Source organism: Enterococcus raffinosus (assembly GCF_019175485.1).
Lineage (GTDB): Bacteria > Bacillota > Bacilli > Lactobacillales > Enterococcaceae > Enterococcus_A > Enterococcus_A raffinosus.
Genome location: NZ_CP072888.1, coordinates 1,838,753 through 1,858,860, shown reverse-complemented (window position 1 = coordinate 1,858,860; position 20,108 = coordinate 1,838,753). Strand labels below are relative to the sequence as shown.

22 protein-coding genes and 1 other annotated feature are annotated in these 20,108 nt (G+C 38.3%); of the genes, 20 read left to right on the top strand and 2 right to left on the bottom strand.

Annotated features, from left to right (window positions below; translation table 11 throughout):
- Window positions 1–85 precede the first annotated feature (85 nt).
- Window positions 86–1,411 (top strand): citrate/2-methylcitrate synthase, encoded by a 1,326-nt coding sequence (locus J9537_RS09090; protein ID WP_376713201.1) that lies wholly within the window; start codon window positions 86–88, stop codon window positions 1,409–1,411.
- 31 nt (window positions 1,412–1,442) lie between these two features.
- On the opposite strand, the gene J9537_RS09085 is transcribed toward J9537_RS09090, so the two are convergent.
- The gene (locus tag J9537_RS09085) at window positions 1,443–2,231 is read right to left on the bottom strand and encodes a Cof-type HAD-IIB family hydrolase (protein ID WP_218255823.1); all 789 of its coding nucleotides are present in this window, start codon (window positions 2,229–2,231) and stop codon (window positions 1,443–1,445) included.
- Between the two features lie 247 nt (window positions 2,232–2,478).
- Between J9537_RS09085 and J9537_RS09080 the strand changes: the two genes are divergently transcribed.
- From J9537_RS09080 to J9537_RS09035, 10 genes are all read left to right on the top strand, one after another.
- Window positions 2,479–3,462, top strand: a complete 984-nt coding sequence (locus J9537_RS09080; RefSeq protein WP_218255822.1) for a LacI family DNA-binding transcriptional regulator — start codon at window positions 2,479–2,481, stop codon at window positions 3,460–3,462.
- A gap of 184 nt (window positions 3,463–3,646) precedes the next feature.
- Window positions 3,647–4,387 (top strand): sugar phosphate isomerase/epimerase family protein, encoded by a 741-nt coding sequence (locus tag J9537_RS09075; RefSeq protein WP_218255820.1) that lies wholly within the window; start codon window positions 3,647–3,649, stop codon window positions 4,385–4,387.
- 103 nt (window positions 4,388–4,490) lie between these two features.
- Window positions 4,491–4,736: a hypothetical protein gene (locus J9537_RS09070; RefSeq protein ID WP_218255819.1), complete on the top strand. Its 246-nt coding sequence runs from the start codon at window positions 4,491–4,493 to the stop codon at window positions 4,734–4,736.
- A gap of 13 nt (window positions 4,737–4,749) precedes the next feature.
- Complete coding sequence (locus tag J9537_RS09065) at window positions 4,750–6,021, top strand: gluconate:proton symporter (protein ID WP_218255817.1); 1,272 nt, start codon at window positions 4,750–4,752, stop codon at window positions 6,019–6,021.
- A 68-nt stretch (window positions 6,022–6,089) separates the two neighbouring features.
- Window positions 6,090–7,052 carry a sugar kinase gene (locus J9537_RS09060; protein WP_218255815.1) on the top strand — a complete coding sequence of 321 codons (963 nt, stop codon included), beginning with the start codon at window positions 6,090–6,092 and terminating at the stop codon, window positions 7,050–7,052.
- Window positions 7,049–7,672 carry an orotidine 5'-phosphate decarboxylase / HUMPS family protein gene (locus J9537_RS09055; protein ID WP_218255813.1) on the top strand — a complete coding sequence of 208 codons (624 nt, stop codon included), beginning with the start codon at window positions 7,049–7,051 and terminating at the stop codon, window positions 7,670–7,672. The genes J9537_RS09060 and J9537_RS09055 overlap by 4 nt, the downstream gene beginning before the upstream one ends.
- Window positions 7,672–8,214 (top strand): 6-phospho-3-hexuloisomerase, encoded by a 543-nt coding sequence (hxlB, locus tag J9537_RS09050; protein WP_218255811.1) that lies wholly within the window; start codon window positions 7,672–7,674, stop codon window positions 8,212–8,214. Before J9537_RS09055 ends, hxlB begins: the two co-directional genes overlap by 1 nt.
- Window positions 8,215–8,223: 9 nt before the next feature.
- Window positions 8,224–8,862: a bifunctional 2-keto-4-hydroxyglutarate aldolase/2-keto-3-deoxy-6-phosphogluconate aldolase gene (locus tag J9537_RS09045; protein WP_218255810.1), complete on the top strand. Its 639-nt coding sequence runs from the start codon at window positions 8,224–8,226 to the stop codon at window positions 8,860–8,862.
- 257 nt (window positions 8,863–9,119) lie between these two features.
- The gene (locus tag J9537_RS09040) at window positions 9,120–10,313 is read left to right on the top strand and encodes a M20 family metallopeptidase (RefSeq protein ID WP_218255808.1); all 1,194 of its coding nucleotides are present in this window, start codon (window positions 9,120–9,122) and stop codon (window positions 10,311–10,313) included.
- Window positions 10,314–10,315: 2 nt separating this feature from the next.
- Window positions 10,316–11,563, top strand: a complete 1,248-nt coding sequence (locus J9537_RS09035) for an MFS transporter (RefSeq protein WP_218255806.1) — start codon at window positions 10,316–10,318, stop codon at window positions 11,561–11,563.
- A gap of 50 nt (window positions 11,564–11,613) precedes the next feature.
- On the opposite strand, the gene J9537_RS09030 is transcribed toward J9537_RS09035, so the two are convergent.
- Window positions 11,614–12,378 carry a DeoR/GlpR family DNA-binding transcription regulator gene (locus tag J9537_RS09030; protein WP_218255804.1) on the bottom strand — a complete coding sequence of 255 codons (765 nt, stop codon included), beginning with the start codon at window positions 12,376–12,378 and terminating at the stop codon, window positions 11,614–11,616.
- Window positions 12,379–12,599: 221 nt separating this feature from the next.
- Between J9537_RS09030 and ulaG the strand changes: the two genes are divergently transcribed.
- The 9 genes from ulaG to J9537_RS08985 all read left to right on the top strand — a co-directional run bounded on the left by ulaG (window position 12,600) and on the right by J9537_RS08985 (window position 20,103).
- On the top strand, window positions 12,600–13,667 hold the full coding sequence (gene ulaG / locus J9537_RS09025; RefSeq protein ID WP_218255802.1) for an L-ascorbate 6-phosphate lactonase: 1,068 nt from the start codon (window positions 12,600–12,602) through the stop codon (window positions 13,665–13,667).
- Between the two features lie 17 nt (window positions 13,668–13,684).
- A complete protein-coding gene (locus tag J9537_RS09020; RefSeq protein WP_218255800.1) occupies window positions 13,685–14,143 on the top strand; it encodes a PTS sugar transporter subunit IIA in 459 nt (152 codons plus the stop codon).
- Between the two features lie 12 nt (window positions 14,144–14,155).
- On the top strand, window positions 14,156–15,646 hold the full coding sequence (locus tag J9537_RS09015; RefSeq protein WP_218255798.1) for a PTS ascorbate transporter subunit IIC: 1,491 nt from the start codon (window positions 14,156–14,158) through the stop codon (window positions 15,644–15,646).
- A gap of 41 nt (window positions 15,647–15,687) precedes the next feature.
- The gene (locus J9537_RS09010) at window positions 15,688–15,987 is read left to right on the top strand and encodes a PTS sugar transporter subunit IIB (RefSeq protein ID WP_218255796.1); all 300 of its coding nucleotides are present in this window, start codon (window positions 15,688–15,690) and stop codon (window positions 15,985–15,987) included.
- Window positions 15,988–16,002: 15 nt separating this feature from the next.
- On the top strand, window positions 16,003–16,644 hold the full coding sequence (locus J9537_RS09005; protein WP_218255794.1) for a 3-keto-L-gulonate-6-phosphate decarboxylase UlaD: 642 nt from the start codon (window positions 16,003–16,005) through the stop codon (window positions 16,642–16,644).
- A 1-nt stretch (window position 16,645) separates the two neighbouring features.
- Window positions 16,646–17,506 carry an L-ribulose-5-phosphate 3-epimerase gene (locus J9537_RS09000; RefSeq protein ID WP_218255793.1) on the top strand — a complete coding sequence of 287 codons (861 nt, stop codon included), beginning with the start codon at window positions 16,646–16,648 and terminating at the stop codon, window positions 17,504–17,506.
- On the top strand, window positions 17,496–18,209 hold the full coding sequence (gene araD / locus J9537_RS08995) for an L-ribulose-5-phosphate 4-epimerase AraD (RefSeq protein ID WP_218257358.1): 714 nt from the start codon (window positions 17,496–17,498) through the stop codon (window positions 18,207–18,209). Before J9537_RS09000 ends, araD begins: the two co-directional genes overlap by 11 nt.
- Before the next feature lie 98 nt (window positions 18,210–18,307).
- Window positions 18,308–18,556: a binding site (T-box leader), on the top strand.
- Between the two features lie 119 nt (window positions 18,557–18,675).
- A complete protein-coding gene (locus tag J9537_RS08990) occupies window positions 18,676–19,515 on the top strand; it encodes an SAM hydrolase/SAM-dependent halogenase family protein (protein ID WP_218255791.1) in 840 nt (279 codons plus the stop codon).
- Window positions 19,516–19,551: 36 nt separating this feature from the next.
- On the top strand, window positions 19,552–20,103 hold the full coding sequence (locus J9537_RS08985) for an ECF-type riboflavin transporter substrate-binding protein (RefSeq protein ID WP_218255789.1): 552 nt from the start codon (window positions 19,552–19,554) through the stop codon (window positions 20,101–20,103).
- Window positions 20,104–20,108: the final 5 nt, after the last annotated feature.

The window sequence follows — 20,108 nt, the reverse complement described above, 5'->3', positions numbered from 1 at the left end:
TACGCCAATGGTGTTATAATGTTTCTTAACCCGATTATAAAATAAAAATGGTTAGGAGGACACAGAGATGTTAGATTTGAACCAAATGGCTGAGGTATGCCGAAAAGAAGATTATTTAGAGGCTTCTTTATATAGGAAACACAATGTTAAAAAGGGTTTGCGTGACCTCGACGGGAAAGGTGTCTTAGCTGGTTTAACCAATATTTCTACGATTCATCCCCAAATTATGGATGGGGACAAGGTCATTTCCAAGTATGGAGAGTTACGTTATCGTGGAATAGATATCAATGAACTAGTCAACGGTTTTGTTTCAGAAGAACGTTTAGGCTTCGAAGAAATCAGTTATTTGTTATTATTTGGTACCTTGCCGACTCAGACAGAACTCTCGGAATTTAGAGCTTTGATTGGCAAAAGACGAACACTTCCTACAAACTTTGTACGTGATGTTATTATGAAGGCGCCATCACATAATATCATGAACATGATGGCTCGAAGCGTTCTAACATTAGGCTGTTATGACAAAAAAACTGATGATGTTAGTATAGAAAATGTGCTGGATCAGAGCTTGTCTCTTATTGCTACATTTCCAATGATCGCGGTCTATTCCTATCATGCGTATAATCATTATACAAAAGGAGATAGTATGTATATTCATCGGCCAGATGAAAATCTTAGCACAGCAGAAGCAATCTTAACAATGTTACGGCCAGATAAAAAGTATACTTTCCAAGAGGCACAGACATTGGATATGGCCCTTGTTTTACATATGGAACATGGCGGAGGAAATAACTCAACGTTTACAACCAGAGTAGTAACTTCCAGCGGGACAGATACTTATTCAACGATTGCAGCAGCATTAGGTTCATTGAAAGGACCTAAACACGGTGGCGCAAATATCAAAGTTACACAAATGATGGAAGATTTGAAAGCGACTGTCAACGATTGTGAAGACGAGAACGAAATTAGAGATTATTTGGAAAAAATACTGAATAAAGAGGCCTTTGATAAACAAGGGCTGATTTATGGGATGGGGCACGCGATTTATGCTGAATCTGATCCGCGCGCAGAAATTTTTAAACGATATGTTGAAAAATTAGCGGCAGAAAAGGGATCAGAAGCATCTGCCGAGTTTAATTTGTACCGCAAGGTTGAACGCTTAGCACCAGAGATTATTTCTGAAAAACGTAAAGTCTATAAAGGAGTCAGTGCGAACATTGATTTCTTCAGCGGGTTTGTCTACCATATGCTCGATTTGCCGCAGGAGTTGTATACACCAATGTTTGCAATCGCTCGGATTGTCGGCTGGTCCGCTCATCGAATTGAAGAACTAATCAACGTACAAAAGATTATTCGTCCAGCTTATATGGAAGTCTCAGAGGATCGTGTGTACCAAGAACTGATCAAACGATAAAAAAACCGTCAGAATATTTCTGACGGTTTTTCTAATCCGTAATTAACCCTAGCTCTATACAAGCATTCCAAATCCCATCATCAGATACTGATGATGTCACATGAGCAGCCCTTTCTTTCAAAGCAGATACGGCATTACCCATGGCAACAGGGAAGCCTACCACATCAAACATAGTGAAATCATTTTCTTCATCACCGAAGGCTAAAGCTTGTTCTGTCGAAATGTTCATGGCGCTACATATTTTCTGAATCCCTTCTGATTTTGTTCCGTTCCTCAAATGAATACTTGCTGCGACAGGAGCTACCTTTTCAGCAATTAGAACAGAGTCTTTGGGTAGCTGGTAATCAATTGTCTCATTCCAAGGAACAAGAAGTTGAACAACATCATTGGGTAATGGATCATGACTTTTTAAAATATTATTCTCTGCAATCTGATGCTTCATTGTTTTATTCGATTCAAAGCAATATAAATTGTGTGGTGTTTCAATCAAGCAGTCAATTTCTCGTTCTTGTAGATGATCTAACACATTATTTAGTAATTTGGGGGACAATACATTTTTGTGAATCATCTTTCCCTGGTAGTGAACACAATTACCATTAGAAGAAATAATGCTACTTACTCCTAAGTCAGAAGCAAATTCATCGATTAATTGGTAGTGCCGCCCCGAAGCTATCACAGGTTCAATATTATTTTCTTTTAGCTGCTTTAGTGCTTTTTTTGCAGAATCCGGAATGCGATCCAGAAAAGATAAGTGATGTGGTAATCGATGGTCCACTAGTGTACCGTCAATGTCAAAAAAGGCCACATGATAATCATTCATACGTTTTCCTCCTTAATGAATTCGATTACACTAATTATAAAAGAAAAAAGGCGATACAGCACGAAACTTTTTAAAACCCTTCTGTTAATGTGAACGTAATGAGTTCGATAGCAAAGTAACTAATGATTTGCATAAAAAAACGTTTAGAAGTATAAAATAAAATTAAAACAATTTCAGCAAAAGGCTAATCTTTCCAATTGCTTAGAAATTCGCTACAATAATAAAAAAGATAGTTGGAGCGTACGAAATGAAAAAAATTACAATCAAAGAGGTTGCCGAAGAAGCAGGGGTTTCTAAAACAACGATCTCTCGATTTTTAAATAATAACTATGGCAATATGTCTAAAGAGACAAAGGAAAAAATAGCGGAAGTAATTGAACGGTTGAATTACCGTCCTAGTAAGCAGGCCCAAGCATTAAAATCAAAACATAGCTATTTGATTGGTGTTGTGGTTGCCGATATTTCCAATCTTTATTCCTCCTTATTATTAAAAGGAATCGGATCGATTCTTGAAAAAAGCGGCTACCAAATGATTATTGTGGATGCTGCAAATTCCGTAAAACAAGAAAAAGAACTTTTGGAAAAACTGATTGATCAAAACGTCGAAGGAATTATTCTACAACCATCCTCACGACAAACGGCCAATTATGATTTCATTACTGAACGAAATATTCCATTATTATTAGTTGATCGACAAACTGAGCCAGAAAAGTGGTCTTCCGTGATGACCAATAATATCGACTCGACACAAGAAGTTATAGAGAAGGCGCTAGCTAAAGGGTATGAAAATGTAGTTGTTATTAGCGAACCCGTACAAGATGTGAGTACCAGAGAACTCCGTTATGAGACGGTTAAGAAAACAATGGAGAAAGCTGGAAAAGGATGGAAGCTGCTTGAAGTAACAGATGAAGATCAATTAACTGAATCTTTGGCACCGATTATCGCTGATACAAGAAAAAATTTACTCTTTGCATCAAATGGCCGAGTTTTAATGGATGTTCTTGCTTGGCTGATCCAACATGGAATCAAAATACCAGAGGATGTGGGAATTACTGGTTTCGATGATTGGAATTTAACAGAGCTTGTTGGACCAGGAATAACGAGTATCGAACAGCCATCTAGAGAAATTGGGAAAATTGCTGGTCAATATTTGATGGATCTGTTAATTAAACGTGAAATACAACAGGAAATTATCGTGCCTTCAGTTATTCGTTGGCGGAAATCAGTTTAATTTAGTTATTTTAAAAAAGATGTTTTTCTAAGATAAGTTATGTTTGGAAACCGATTTCTAAACATAGCTTATTTTATTTTGTTCAAAAAAATGTTTTTTAAAAATGAAACCGTTGACATCATTTGGAAACCGGTTTACTATACGTATATAGAAACCGGTTAACCAATTGAAGGGAAGCGAAATTATGAAGAAAGAAAAATTAGTTCTAAATTTTTTAGTTTTTGCTGATAAAGTTAAAGATGGAGCACTTCAGGCTGATTTATTACAAAAAGCCGCAGACTTAGGATTTACACAGGTTGAAATTAGAAGAGAGTATTTTAGAGATATTAACGAAGAAAAAAATGTTATTGAATCAGAAGCGAAGCGCTTGGGGCTAGACTTGTTTTACAGTGTTCCTGATGAGGTCTACGTTAATGGAAAAATCAATCCTAAGTTAGAACAATATGTGATTGAAGCAAAACAAATGGGTGTTAAGCATATTAAATGGAACATTGGCGACTACAATGGTGAACTCTATCTGAATGAATTGAAAGCGCTTCTTGATAGGGGTATAGCTATTTCAATTGAAAATGATCAAACCCAAACATCTGGAACAATCGCTGCAATTGACACTTATATGAAAGCTGTGACAAAAGCAGGCGTTAACATTGGGTATGTTTATGATCTTGGAAATTGGCGATTTGTTGGAGAAGATGAAAGAGCGGCTGCTGAATTACTAAAAGATTATGTACAGTATATCCATGTAAAGGATGTTCAATTGGTAGACCAAAAACCACAGGCTATTGGGCTTGATCATGGGGAAATTGATTGGCGAAAAGTTTTACAAATTTTACCACAAGACGTTCCTGTCGCAATTGAGTATCCAACAATTAAAACTACTGAAATTTTAGAGGCAAAGAAATTATTAGAAGAAAACGGTAAGTAAAAGTGTCCAGATGATAAACTGGCACGTCGCTGTGTTGTGTCGGATTGTCGAAAGGTCAAACAAAATACAACGAATTCATTCATATAGTTTAGGAGGAAGTATTATGACCGAGCAACAAACAAAGATTGATCCAGAAAAATTCGCGTATCATTTTATGGAAACGATTCATCGACCAGAGATTGATAAAGAAAATATGGAGGGTGCCGCAAAAGAAGCATTGGCAGCATACTTGACTGGTTACTATTTAATTCAAAAATTTAATCATATGGAAAATGATTTTTTTGTTGAAGATCATGGGAAACCAATCTCAAAATATCAACGTATCTTAAGTGAGTTAAATAAATATTAGGAGGTGAACCACCGTGGGGAGTGCAATAACTGGAATACTATTAGCAGTAACTTTTATCATCTTTGTTCTTTATGCTATGAAAGGCGGGAACTTAACTGTTGGTTTCTTTGTAATGGCTGTTCTGTGGACAATCATCGGAATGGTTCCCTTTAATACGGCTGTTAAAGAAATCTTTACTGAACCCGTATTGAATTATGGGAAAACAGCTTCATATATCATCTTCGGTTCATGGTTTGGTCGAGTGTTGGTTGATACGGGGATTGCTGGTAGTATCAGTCGCCGTACAGAAAAGGTTGGAAAGAAGAGTCCAGTCTTAGCTACGATTTTAATCGCTCTTGTAATCGCTTTAATATTCACTAGTTCATATGGTGTGGGTTCTGCTATAGCAGTTGGAGTCATTTTATTCCCAATCATGTTTTCAATCGGTGTACCAAAAAATATTGCAGTATCTATTTTTACCATCGCAATTGGTGCAGCGATGTATGTCAATAATGTATTGTTCGTTCAATTTCAAGTTTTTTTTCCAAAAGTTGAATGGGGTCCGCACTATCAACGTTTTGGTTTTGTAGCGATGGGCGTCCAAATGGTGATTTTGATCCTATTTATCTTGTTTAATGCGAAGAAAATTCGAAATGGCAAGCCTGAGATCATTGAAAGTGATAGTGAAGAAGAAATTGTTGAAGTCCCTGTCTGGACCTATGTGTTGCCAGTCATGCCTGTGGCATTAAGTATTTTTGCTAAATGGGATGCAGTACCAGCACTCTTATTATCTACAATTATTGCCTTCGCTGCTACTGGTAATATGAAACGTTACAGCAAATTTGTCACTATGATGAATGAAACCGCTAAACATGCAATTAGTGACATTGCTGGCTTATTGATTATGCTGTTTGTCTTAACGATGTTCCAATCCGCCGCAGTTCATGCAATGAGTGGTTTCACTAGTGTATTCCAAGAGATCATTCCAAGTAGCAAGCTTGTTCTAATCATTATTGTGGCCATTATCGCACCACTTTCGTACTTCAGAGGACCATTGATGTTGTATGGTGCAGGTGCTGCTACTGCGGCAATCTTGGTAGGAACGGGGATGTTTGACCAATACTTCTTATATGGATTGCTAGTTGTACCGTCTATGATGGGGGTATCTGCATGTATTACTCAATCATGGAACTTATGGTCTGTCCAATATGCTGGGTTAGACACCAAAACCTTCCTATTGACGGGAATGCCATGGGCTTGGGCTGCGACTGTTCTAAATTTAGTCGCTGCGTATATCTTGCTGTAACAAATAACTATTAGTTTCATTATTTAAATGACTTGAAAATACATCAAATTTGAAAAGGAGTAATAAACATGAGTGAATTTTTGACTATCGGAGAACCTATTGCATTATTTGGATCGGAAGAGGTAGACAAGTCTCTAAAAGACGCTTGCCACTTTCAAAAATTTCTTGCTGGTGCAGAAGTGAATGTTGCCGTCGGAGTATCACGTTTAGGGCATAGCAGCGAATACATTACACAGGTCGGAAAAGATCCTTTCGGTGAATTTATCATTGACCGCTTGCATGAGAATAAAATTGGAACCGATTATATTTCTGAAACTGCTGATTTTTGGACAGCATTTCAATTAAAGGATCGTGTCAGTCAAGGAGATCCAAGTATTTTCTACTTTCGTAAAGGATCCGCCGCAGCGCATTTTGATCAGGCTGTGTTGGATAAAATTGATTTTTCGGAAGTAAAGATGGCGCATCTATCGGGTATTTTCCCAGCGATTTCAAAAGAAGCGCAAAAAGCGTTCAGGTACTTAATCAATCTATTAGAAAAAAATCAAATTCGAACAACGTTTGATCCTAATCTGCGCCCTCAACTTTGGGCGAGCCAAGAAGAAATGATAACAACAATCAATGATTTAGCGTCACATGCTGAGATTGTGTTACCAGGCATCAATGAGGGTGAAATTTTAATGGGTAGCCGTGAGCCCGAAGCAATCGCAGATTTTTATCTAAATAATGGTGAGGCTACTCAAACAGTCATCGTAAAATTAGGCACTGATGGCGCATATGTAAAACAGAAAGACGGAACAAGTTATACTGTACCAGGCTTTACAGTTGAAAAGGTTGTCGACACTGTTGGAGCAGGGGATGGATTTGCGGTGGGATTAATCACTGCTTTAATAGAAGAAAAAACATTAGAAGAGGCAGTTGTTCGAGCCAATGCAATCGGTGCGATGGCTGTTCAGTCACCTGGAGATAATGACGGTTACCCAACACCGCAGGAGTTAGAAGAATTTTTACAAAAACAGGAAGTGGAAGCATGAGATTACAAACGGCAATTGACCGTGTCTCAATGGAAGATGCAGTCCATTTAGCGGAACAATTAAATGGGAAAACAGACATTTTAGAAATGGGCACGTCATTAGTGAAGGATTATGGTAATTTAGCGATAGAAAAATTGAGAGAAGCATTGTCAGAAACTAGTTTACTGGTAGACAGTAAAACTATTGATGAAGGCGCTTATGAGTTTACACAGGCATTTCGTCACGGAGCTGATATTGTTACTGCGATGGGGGCAGCATCTGTCGAAACTCTGAGAGCGTGCTATGAAGTAGCGGAGCAGGAGAAGAAAACGATGATGATTGATTTGTTAGAAGTTGAAGAGGATAAGATTGAGAAAATCAAGGACTTTCCTAATGCGATTTACGCGCTGCACCATTCTATTGATCGTAAAGATCAGTTTGATGCAACAGCTAGCGTTGCAGCTTTTCGAAAAAAATTTCCAGAAATTAAACGACTGGCAATTGCGGGTGGCATTGATTTACAGCAGGCAAAGTCTTTAACAGAACAAGGGATTATTGAAATCGTCATAGTAGGATCAAAAATTGCTAAAGCTAAAGATCCTTTACAAGCAGTAAATGAATTTATGGGAGCTGTTCACTAATGAAAACAATCGAAACAATTATGCAAGAAATCAATCAAGTCATGGAATTAGTAGATGAACAAGAATTAGATCAAGCAATGCCACTGATCCAAAAGAACAAACGAGTCTTTGTTATCGGTGCGGGTCGAAGTGGCTTTCAGGCAAAAGGGTTTGCTATGCGTTTGATGCATATAGGCTATACAGATTATGTTATGGGTGAAACAATCACTCCGTCTATTCAAAAAGGGGATACATGGATTGCCATTTCAGGATCAGGAACTACAAAGGGGATAGTGGCAGATACTGAAGCAGCAAAAAAAATGGGCTTGTCTATTATTGCTTTGACAAGTGATAAAGAGTCGCGGTTGGCAAAATTAGCTGATCGAGTGATTGTAGTACCAGGAGCGACTAAAACAGGCGCGGGTGTAAAATCTATTCAACTATTGTCCACTCTGTTCGATCAAACGGTACACATCACCTTAGATGCATTAACGTTGAAACTTGCTCAGAGAGATCAAACATCAAATGAAGATGCGCTTCACGAACATGTGAATGTAGAGTAGGTGAAAAGAATGAAAAAGTCTGAAGTACTTACACGTATTGAAAAAGCTGGTGTCGTTGCTGTAATAAGAGAAAAATCTAGTGAAGATGCTTATAACGCTGCCAAAGCAGTTGTAAAGGGAGGAATAAAAGGAATTGAAGTAACCTTTTCTGTTCCACAAGCAGCGAAACTAATCACCAACCTGAAAAAAATGGTTGAAAGTGATTCTGAGGTTGTCATAGGCGCAGGGACCGTTTTAGATGCGATAACTGCTCGTTTAGCGATTGAAGCGGGCGCAGAATTCATTGTTAGTCCATGTTTCGATCAGACAACCGCTGAGCTTTGCAACATATATCAAGTTCCATATATTCCTGGGTGTATGACTGTGACAGAAATGCAGCAGGCAATGAAAAGCGGCTCAGAGATCGTAAAACTATTTCCAGCTAATAATTTTACACCACAAATGATCGAAGCAGCGAAAGCACCTTTGCCCCAGTTGAATATCATGCCTACTGGGGGCATTAATCTAGATAATTTATCAGAATGGAAACGAGCAGGTGCGGTAGTTGTAGGTGTCGGCGGTAATTTATTTAAGGGTGTAAAAGAAAATGACTTTATTCAGGTAACAAATGCGTCGAAAGAATATTTAAAAAAATGGCAAAATAGCTAATACTTTTTTTGATAGTTTTCTTGTTTATTGAAAAATAGACAAGAAAACTAATTTTTTTATAAAATTAAATAACTAGTGTAATTTTATGAGTGAAATGCATACGCATTTTAACCAAAAATATTTGCAGCTATTTATTCATTTTTGTGAATAAAAATAATAAAATTGTATTTTATATTCTCCTAGAATCCTTGTAAATAGGCGGAAACATATGATAATATTTCTTTGATAAGGAAATTTATTCTTTAAAGGAGGAAATTATGAATAATTTTGAAGAGGATCTCCACCTGATTCTTGAGAGTAAAAAAGAGCGCATGATTGACATCCGACGTTATTTACACGCGCACCCTGAGTTATCTTTCAAGGAACAAAAAACAGCGAAGTACATTGCTGAGTTTTATCAAGAGTTAGATTGTAAGGTGGAAGAAAATGTAGGCGGTTACGGAGTAGTTGTTGAAATTGACAGTGGAAAGCCAGGGAAGAATGTAGCGTTGCGAGCTGATTTTGATGCGTTACCAATCCAAGAGGAAACAGGGTTGCCTTTTGCATCAGAAAACCCTGGGGTAATGCATGCTTGTGGTCATGACGCTCATACGGCTTATATGCTGATCTTAGCAGAGAGTCTAATCGAAATGAAGAATCGATTGAATGGGAAAATTACAATTCTTCATCAACCGGCAGAAGAAACACCGCCTGGAGGAGCTATCCAAATGATTCAAGATGGTTGTCTTCAAGGGGTGGACCATGTGCTTGGTTGTCATGTAATGTCTGGATTTGATTTAGGAACTGTTTATTATCATGCTGGAGCAACACAAACCGGACGTGCAACATTCAAACTAAAGATCCAAGGGAAAGGGAGCCACGGCTCGATGCCAAATGCTGGAATCGATGCTGTATTAGTCGGAAGCCAAATTGTTGTCAATCTACAAAGTATTGTCAGCAGACGTGTGAATCCATTTGATATGACGACTTTAACTGTTGGGTCCTTTGACGGAAAAGGTTCTGCGAATGTTCTGAAAGATGCTGTTTTTCTTGAAGGGGACATTCGCATGATGAATGAGGCGAGTCGATCAACTGTTAAAGAGGCTTTTGAAGCTGTGGTTAAAGGTGTTTGTGAAGCTTATGGTGCTTCTTTCGAGCTAGATTATATTGACGATTATCCAGTTTTGATGAATGATCCAGACTTGACTGGTTTTGTTGCAAACTGCTTAAAGGAACATTCTTTTACAGAATTAAAAAATGTTATTGACAGTGGACCAATCGCACCTTCTGAAGATTTTGCCTATTATTGTCAAGAAAGGCCTAGTTGTTTCTTTTATATAGGGGCAACAGGAGAAGGACAAACTGCTTATCCTCATCACCATCCCAAATTTGATATTGATGAAGCATCTATGCTGATTGCTGCTAAATCAATGGCGACTATTGTTTCAGGCTATTTTAGTCAGGAGACTTAGTTATGGGAGATAAAAAGATTTTCTACGGATGGAAAGTTGTCATCGGATGTGTATGTATTACCGCGACAGTTGTTCCGATGGTTATGTCATTAGCTAACGTTTATCTTCTATCTGTCACAGAAGATATGGGGATTTCTCGCAGTGCTTTTACTTTAGTCAATACCATCACACAATCGATGGGTATAGTATTTTCTCCATTTGTGGCACGAAAATTGGCAACTGGAAATCTAAAAAGGATTCAAACGATCGCGTTACTGTTATTCATTGCGGCATATTTTAGCTTTTCATTTGCCACAGCTGTTTGGCAACTATATCTATTGGCAATTGTATTGGGAGTTGCTTACACAAGCAGTACACTAATTCCTGTAAGTATGATTATTACGAACTGGTTTGAGGAAAAGCGTGGATTGGCGATGAGTATTGCTATGGCAGGCATAGGATTGGGGGGCTTCATTTTCAGTCCCGTACTGAGCTACTTGTTAGCAAATTTCGGCTGGCGTGCTTCCTATCGAATTATCGCAATTCTATTGTTGGTCATTACCATTCCCGTCTCATTGTTTGTGCTGAAAAAAACGCCGACAGAAATGGGCTTACAGGCTTATGGTGCCAGTGATAAGTCCATTCAAGCGGAAAGGGCAGAAAGCAAAGAAACGCTAAAGATCAATCAACTAATCAAACAGCCGGTCTTTTTAATGCTGGTGATTGGTATTTTCTGTAATGGGTTGCTGAATTCTGGATCATTAGGGCAGTTTCCGCCGGCTCTTGAAGAAATGCATGGGGTAGTTGTAAAATCCTCTATCATTTCGTTGTATTCTTTAGTCGGAGTTTTTGGGAAATTAATATTAGGCTGGATTGACGATCGGTTTGGAACAGTAAAAAGTACAATATTTGGATGTGGCTTCATGACATTAGCTTTTATTTTGTTACTAAATGGGCATCAGATTGTGATGGTCTATCTGATGGCAGTCTGTTTCGGATTGGGAACACCTATTGGAACCGTATCGCCACCACTAATTACGGCTCGTATTTACGGCAGAAAACATTATGCTGACGTTTATGGATTAATTAGTAGTATTTCACAGGTTGGCTTAACATTTGGTTCTTTATTGATAGCGAATATCTATGACAAAACAGGTTCCTATCAAACAGGTTGGCAATTACTGATTGCTTTAACGATTATTACAATGATCACTTGGATATTTTCAATGCAAATACCGAAAAGAAAAGGCAATACCTTAGAAGCTGAATAGTAAAACAAATACCCTTCAAACATCGTAACAGTGTTTGAAGGGTATTTGTTTTACTCAATTTGAATTACTTTTACTCCGGCATTCATGATTTCGCTCAATCTTTTTTGTGAGCAAAATTGATCAGTTATCAAGTAATCAAAGACAGATATATCCGCAATTTTGAATTTTGAGGTCAGTCCGATTTTTCGATGATCAGCAACTAGAATTTTACATCTAGTTGTTTTATTGATCATCATTTCATTAATAGTAGACTCATTTAAGATTTTAGTTGTAACCCCATCTTCTACGCTGACACCGCTGCATCCGATGACACAAACATCTGCATTCATTGAAGAGATTGTATTTAATGCAATATCACCGACTAATGCTTCTTTTGGAAATCGCATTTCTCCCCCTGTCAGAATATAGCTGCAATTATCTTTGTGAGGGGAGTAATTGACTTTTACATTGTTGGTAACAATCGTTAGATGATTGGAATGAATAAAGTCTAAGGTTTTTAATGCGGTCGAGCTTGAATTAATGAATAGTGTATCGTAATCGTTAATATATTTACTAGCTTCTCTTGCAATCGCTTGCTTGATTCTTTCTGGACCAGATTGATCAAAGTCGGTCTTATTATCATAATTGTAGGAGCAGTAACCATAATTACGGATAATATCGTTCTTTTCTTCCAATAAGTTTAAATCTCTCCGAATCGTACTAATCGATACGCCTAAAGACTGCGCCAGTTCAAGAGTCGTCATTTTTTCCGATTGCTGGAGTAGCTCTAGAATCTCTTTTTGACGTTTATCGATATTTATGAGTGAGTTCTTCATTGCTTACCTCCTATAGGACACTTAGTTTGTATAAATGATTTTAATCATCGAGAAGTTCGTTTAAAATTCTTTAACCGCTTACATTATACTAAGAAAATCATTAAAAATGGAAAGAAAATCATATAAAGAGTAGAAAGTCATATAAAAGGGTTTTCATAGCTTCGAAAACACTTTAAGCTTTAAATGTAAGTCATAACAAACATATGTGAGGAGCAATCATAATGAGTAAAAACATCAATGAAGTTACTAAAGAAAGCTGGGTATTAGATACCTTTCCCGAATGGGGAACGTATTTAAATGAGGAAATTGAATCAGAAGTAGTTAAAGAAGGAACTTTCGCTATGTGGTGGTTGGGCTGTACAGGAATTTGGCTGAAGAGCCATGAAGGAACCAATATCTTGTGTGACTTATGGTGCGGAACGGGGAAACGTAGTCATGGTAACGGTATGATGAAAAAAGGCCATCAAATGATGCGAATGAGCGGTGTACAAAAGATGCAGCCTAACTTACGGACACAGCCATTTGTCATTGATCCGTTTGAAGTGAAAAATGTCGATGCTCTTGTCGTAACACATATCCATTCCGATCATCTTGATATCAATACAGCTGCGGCAGTTCATCAAAATTGTCCAGAAGCAAAATTTGTCGGTCCAACAGAAGTCGTTAACACTTGGTTGAAATGGGGGATTCCAAAAGAAAAGACAATCATTGTAAAACCAGGAGATAAAGTCAAAATCAAAGATATTAATGTAGTGGCTTTAGAAGCCTTTGACCGGACGGCCTTAGTAACTTGTGAAGACCCAGAAGTAACATTAAAAGGGAAAGTACCGCAAGACATGGATCAAATCGCTGTGAACTATCTATTCGAAACATCTGGCGGCAATCTTTACCATGCAGGAGATTCACATTATTCAAATATGTTTGCTAAGCATGGAAATGAACACCAAATTGATGTTTGTCTTGGCGCCTATGGTGAAAATCCACGAGGCATCACCGATAAGGTAACTTCTGTGGATATGCTTCGGATGGCGGAATCGCTCAATGCAAAAGTGGTTATTCCAGTTCATTACGACATTTGGGCGAACTTCATGGCAGATCCAAAGGAAATCACTGAAATATGGAAATTCAAAAAAGACCGATTGAAATATGATTTTAAGCCATATATTTGGCAAGTTGGCGGGAAATTCATTTATCCAACAGATAGAGATGATCTTGAATTTAACTTCTATCGCGGTTTTGAAGATGTCTTCTCAATAGAAAATGACACGCCATTTCCATCATTCCTATAGAAGAAAGGAGCAGCAACATGCTTAAATATTTTTTTGATAATGAACTAATCAACTATTCCGAAAAAGAAATAACGGATTGGCGAGAGGCGATTGCTGAAAGCTGCCATTTATTGTTGGAGAAAAAGATTATCAGTCAAACCTATGTGGATGAAATCATACGCTGTGTAGAAGAGCATGGTCCTTATATAGTCATTGTTCCAGGAGTAGCAATGCCACATTCTTCTGAGGACAGCGAAGGGGTTTTTGGAACAGCGATCTCATTTACGAAAATGAAGAAGCCGATTCAATTCGATAGTAAAGACGAAGAAAAAGCTGCTATTTTATTTTTTACCCTAGCCGCAAAAAATGCTGAAGAACATATGGAAAATATTCAGAACTTGTCTGAATTACTGATGACAGAAGGTCTAATAGAGCGTCTTGTTGCGACAAATTCGATCGAAGATTATCAAACTGTGATGCAAGAGTATAACTTATAGGAGGAAGAAGTAATGGGGGACTTTTTGTTAAGTATTTGGACATATTTTGCAACAAACATTTTGACACAGCCAGCTTATCTGATCGGATTTATTGTGCTGCTGGGGTATATCTTACTGAAAAGGCCGCTTTATGAATGTGTCGCGGGCTTTTTAAAAGCAACTGTTGGCTACTTTATTTTAACTGTTGGATCAGGTGGCCTAGTAAATAACTTTCGCCCAATCTTAGTTGGATTAAAAGAACGCTTTAACTTAGATGCAATGGTAACCGATCCATACTTTGGACAAAACGCAGTGGATGCTGGGCTGATGGAAACCTTCGGCCGAACATTTGGAGACGTTATGATTTTACTATTGATCGCTTTCGTTATGAATATTTTATTGGTTCGTTTCCAAAAATACACGAAATTACGCTCCGTTTTTACAACAGGAAATGTGCAAATTCAACAGTCGGCCACTGCCTTTTGGATCTTATTGTTCTGTTTTCCAGATTTAGGAAGAATTCAAGTGTTGATCTTTATGGGATTAATTTTAGGCTGTTACTGGGCAGTTGCTTCAAACTTGACGGTAGGAATTACACAGGAATTAACGGAGGGGGCAGGTTTTGCTGTTGCTCATCAACAAATGTTTGGGATTTTTATCTTCGCAAAATTAGCTGAATGGATGAAAAAACGGGATGAGAAGAAAAATAAAGCTGAAAAAATGGATAAAAAGTTAGAAGATATTGAATTGCCAGGTTTTTTATCAATCTTCAATGAAAATATGGTAGCAACTTCTTTACTGATGCTTTTCTTTTTTGGAATCATTTTATTGGTGTTAGGTAAGGATTACTTAATTCAGGCAGAATTCATGCAAGAAGGTCAAAGCTTCCTATTCTATATTATGACTACATCGCTGAATTTTGCTGTTTATCTGGCTATCTTGCAATTAGGAGTACGGACTTTCGTTGATGAACTGACTCAATCTTTCCAAGGAATTTCCAATACGATTTTGCCAGGTGCAGTTCCTGGGATTGACGTGGCTGCTACCTTTGGTTTTGGTTCACCTAATGCAGTGACAATTGGTTTCTTGTTTGGTGCTTTAGGCCAGTTCTTAATGATCGGATTGCTAATTCTATTAAAATCTCCAACAATTGTTATTGCAGGATTTATCCCGTTATTCTTTGATAATGCAGTAATTGCTGTTTTCGCAAATAACCGTGGAGGGTTCAAAGCCGCTTGTCTATTTCCGTTTCTTTCGGGGATTATCCAAGTCGGAGGGTCGGCGCTATTTGCAACTTGGATCGGCATGTCAAAATACGGCGGCTATATCGGAATGTTTGACTGGGCGACAGCTTGGCCAGTATTTACAGTCATCATGAAAGTCTTAGGTTATATTGGAATCGCTATCGTTGTGGTGGGGCTACTGATCATTCCGCAACTGCAATATCGGAAAAATCCAGATGGCTACTTTATGATTGTGGATGATTACGAACAATATGCAGAGAAATATCAAGAGCAAAATTAATAAAAAAATAAATTGTTAAAACGAATAAGGAGGAAGTAATAATGAGAATTTTAGTATCTTGTGCGAACGGGTCTGGTACTAGCTTGATGATGATGAGAAGTGTGGAAAAGGCAATGAAGGAATTGAATGTGCCAATCACAAAGATTCACCATTGTGCGATTTCTGAAGGGAAAAGTTCTGCAACGCAATACAATGTCGTTTTTACTCCAGTAAATTTTTTAAATATGTTTACTCAAGCAGAAAAAAAAGGTGTGACAGTAATCGGAATTAAGAACGTAATGTCCGCTAAAGAAATCGGAGAAAAATTTTCGGAATCAGAGTTATATCAAAAAACTAAGTAGAAGAGGAATTTCATAATGAGTAGACCAAATTTACAAATAGCATTGGATCATAATGATTTAGAGCACGCATTAGCAGATATTTTTAAGGTAGGAGCTGTCGTTGATATTATTGAAGTAGGCACGATCTTGTGTTTACAAGAAGGACAAAAAGCAATTCGCTGTATTCGTGGAATGTTTCCAGAAAAAAAATTAGTCGCTGATACCAAATGCGCGGATGCTGGTGGAACAGTTGCGAAAAATGTTGCGAAGGCTGGGGCAGACTTCATGACGGTTATCTGCTGTGCGACGATTCCGACGATGAAAGCAGCGAAAAAAGAAGTGGAAGAATTACAAGTAGAGCTGTATGGGGATTGGACCTACCAGCAGGCCGAAGCTTGGCGTGAGATGGGAATCAAACAAGCGATTTACCATCAAAGCCGTGATGCTTTGCTATCTGGTGAAACTTGGGGCGAAAAAGATTTATCCAAAGTCAAAAAGTTGATTGAAATGGGCTTCAACGTTTCAGTTACTGGTGGGTTAGATGTAGATACATTAAAACTATTCGAAGGAATTGATGTGTACACCTTTATCACAGGACGAGGAATTACAGCGGCTCCCAATCCAGTACAAGCCGCTCAAAACTTCAAGGATGAAATCATTCGAATTTGGGGGCAATAAAATGGCTCAAGTCGGAATTTACGAAAAAGCCTTACCTCAAAATATTTCATGGAAAGAACGTTTTTACTTGGTAAAGGAAATGGGCTTTGATTTTATAGAAATGTCCATCGATGAAACCGATGAACGATTGGCGCGTTTAGACTGGCCTGAAGAAAAAATTGCGGAGCTGAGAAACGATATGTTCGAGACAGGCGTGCGAATTAATTCTATTTGTCTAAGTGGACATCGTCGTTTTCCTTTTGGCTCTTCTGATCCAAATAAGCAAAAAATCGCAAAAGAGATTATGAGTAAAGCCATTCAATTAGCTCACAATTTAAGTATTAATGTTATTCAAGTAGCAGGATACGACGTATACTATGAAAAAAAATCCATAAGTTCTAGGGAAGACTTTATCGCAGGAATGAAGGAAAGTGTGAAGGAAGCGTCAAATTACGGTGTGATTCTCTCTGTTGAAATTATGGATGATCCTTTTATGAACTCTATATCAAAATTTTTAGAGATTAAAAAACAAATCCATTCACCTTACCTTCAAGTGTATCCAGATTTAGGTAATTTATCTGCTTGGCCGGAAAATGATCCAGCTCGAGAATTGGAAAAAGGAATCGACTGTATTACGTCCATTCATTTGAAGGATACCTATCCTGTAACCGAAGATTCCAGTGGACAGTTTCGGGATGTTCCATTTGGGGAAGGCTGTGTCGATTTTCTAGGGTTATTAAGAAATTTGAAACGACTAGAATACGATGGGACGTTTCTAATCGAGATGTGGAGTGAAAAGAGTCAGGATTTTGTGACGGAAATTCAGCAAGCGAAAAGATATCTTTATGCAAAATTAAGGGAGGCAGGCTATGATGTCGCGTAATGAAGTCATTGCCGCAATGAAACAGCGAGTTTTTGAGGCGAATTTAGAACTGCCTCAATACGGCTTAGTCAAATTAACTTGGGGCAATGTCAGTGAAATCAATCGGAAACTAGGGATCATTGTGATCAAACCAAGCGGAGTAAAATACGAAAAAATGCAGGCAGATCAAATGGTCGTTACGGACTTAGCCGGACATGTGTTGGGTAAGGGAAGTCTTAATCCATCATCTGATTTGCCAACACATGTGGTGCTATACCAAGCATTTGAAAAAATCAATGCCATCGTTCATACTCATTCAACAAACTCGGTCATGTGGGCTCAAGCTGGACGTGATCTGCCAGCTTATGGAACGACGCACGCGGATGCTTTTTATGGTAGCATTCCCTGTACACGTCAGCTAACGGAAGCAGAAGTGAAAGAAGCGTATGAAGTAAACACTGGACAGGTAATTGTTGAGACATTCAAGAAAAGGAAAATCCATTCAGATGAAGTACCTGGGGTGTTAGTTTATGGGCATGGTCCATTTACTTGGGGCGATTCACCGATGAAAGCAGTGGAAAACAGTTTGATTTTGGATGAAATTTGTCTGATGGCGAAGGAAAATGAAAAAATCAATCCAGGCATCTGTGAGATTCCACAGTATTTGCTAGATAAGCATTATTACCGTAAGCACGGAGACCATGCATATTACGGGCAAGGTTAAGCAAAGTAGTCAAACCGCTCTCTTTTTTATTGACGAGTGGTCAAATTATCTCTGAGATTGACAAGTCGTAGTTTCTTTGCTATTTTATTAACAATCAATGAAACGCGATGAGAAAGAAAGTAAATTAATTCAATCTGCGAAAGAGAGTTCCTGTTTGGTGAGAAGGGATGCAGCTTGGTTATTTGAAAATGGCTTTTGAGCGGATTTCCCGAATGTTTAAGGAAATACGGATGCCCCCGTTAACAAGGCACAGTCTCCAAGAAGTTGATTTTTTTGGGTACTGATTGAGGTGAAGTCTGTGAGGATTTTTACGAGTAAAGGTGGTAACGCATGTTCATGCCCTTAGCAATTTTTTTGCTGAGGGCATTTTTTGTGTCTGCTTTTTTGTTAAGGTGACGATCTTAACAACTAAAAGAACTTACAAGACGAGCTTTAAAATGATGTAAAAGTGGAAGGTGGAAGATTTATGGCAGGATTTTTAGTGGTACAGACGGATTTTGGATTGCAAGACGGTGCGGTTAATGCAATGTATGGAGTGGCTTATCAGGTGGATCCGACATTGAATATTAATAATTTAACGCACGAAATCGAACCCTATAATATTCATGATGCTAGCTATCGATTATTGCAAGCAGTTACTTATTGGCCGGCAGGAACAGTATTTGTCTCAGTGGTTGACCCTGGAGTAGGTTCAACCCGTCGCAGTGTCGTTGCAGAGCTGAGAGGCGGACAATACGTGATCACCCCAGATAATGGTACATTAACATACTTAGCACAGTACGTGGGGATCAAAGAAGTTCGTCAAATAGATGAGGAGTCGCAACGCTTGCCGGGATCCTCTGAGAGTCATACATTTCATGGCCGTGATGTTTACGTTTATAATGGTGCGCGGCTTGCTAGTGGGAAGGTTAGCTTTGCAGAATTAGGAACCGTGATTCCTGTAAGTGAGTTAGTGACTTTTCCTTTGATTGCCCCCACACAAATTGAAAGTAAAATTATCGGTACGATAGATATCACGGATATTCGCTTCGGTTCACTATGGACGAACATTCCTGTGGACTTTTTCAAAAACTGGCAGATTGAATATGGACAAAGCTTGCTAGTAAAAATATACTATCAAGGTGTGGTTCGTTATCAGGATGAGGTTGTTTTTGGGCGTTCCTTTGCTCAAGTCTCTCCAAAAGAAGCGGTCTTATATATTAATTCATTATTAAATGTTGGTTTAGGGATTAATCTGGACTCGTTTTCTACAGTTTATAAAATAGGAACGGGCAATGATTGGACGATTGAGCTAACAAAAATTTAGCGAATATAGCACAAAAAATGAAAAAGGGGTAAAACTATGAATAAGAAATTTACAGTAAAACACATTGTAGCAATTGGTATCGGTGCGGCAGTCTTCTTCATTTTGAAGCGATTTGTGACGATTCCTACAGGGATTCCAAATACGGATATTGCAACAGCCTATCCTTTCTTGGCGCTATTAGGTGTAGTATACGGACCAATTGTTGCCGGTTTAGCAGGCTTCATCGGACATGCTTTAGGTGATTTAACGACGTATGGCGCCTGGTGGTCATGGATCGTCGCTTCAGGTATTCTGGGTGTTTTCTTCGGACTCTTGGCAAAACGTATTCCGATCGAACAAGGAATTTTCGGTAAAAAAGAAATCGTGACTTTTTTGGTTGGTGAAACGATCGCAAACCTAGTGACCTGGGTTGTTATTGCACCCATTGGAGATATTTTGATTTATGCAGAAGCACCGAGCAAGGTTTTCACTCAAGGCGTTGTTGCGGGTATTACAAATTCTGTTGTTACGGGAATTATAGGTTTTATTCTATTAAAAGCTTACGCACAGACAAAAACTAAAAAGGGAAGTTTAAATAAAGAAGCTTAGAACGT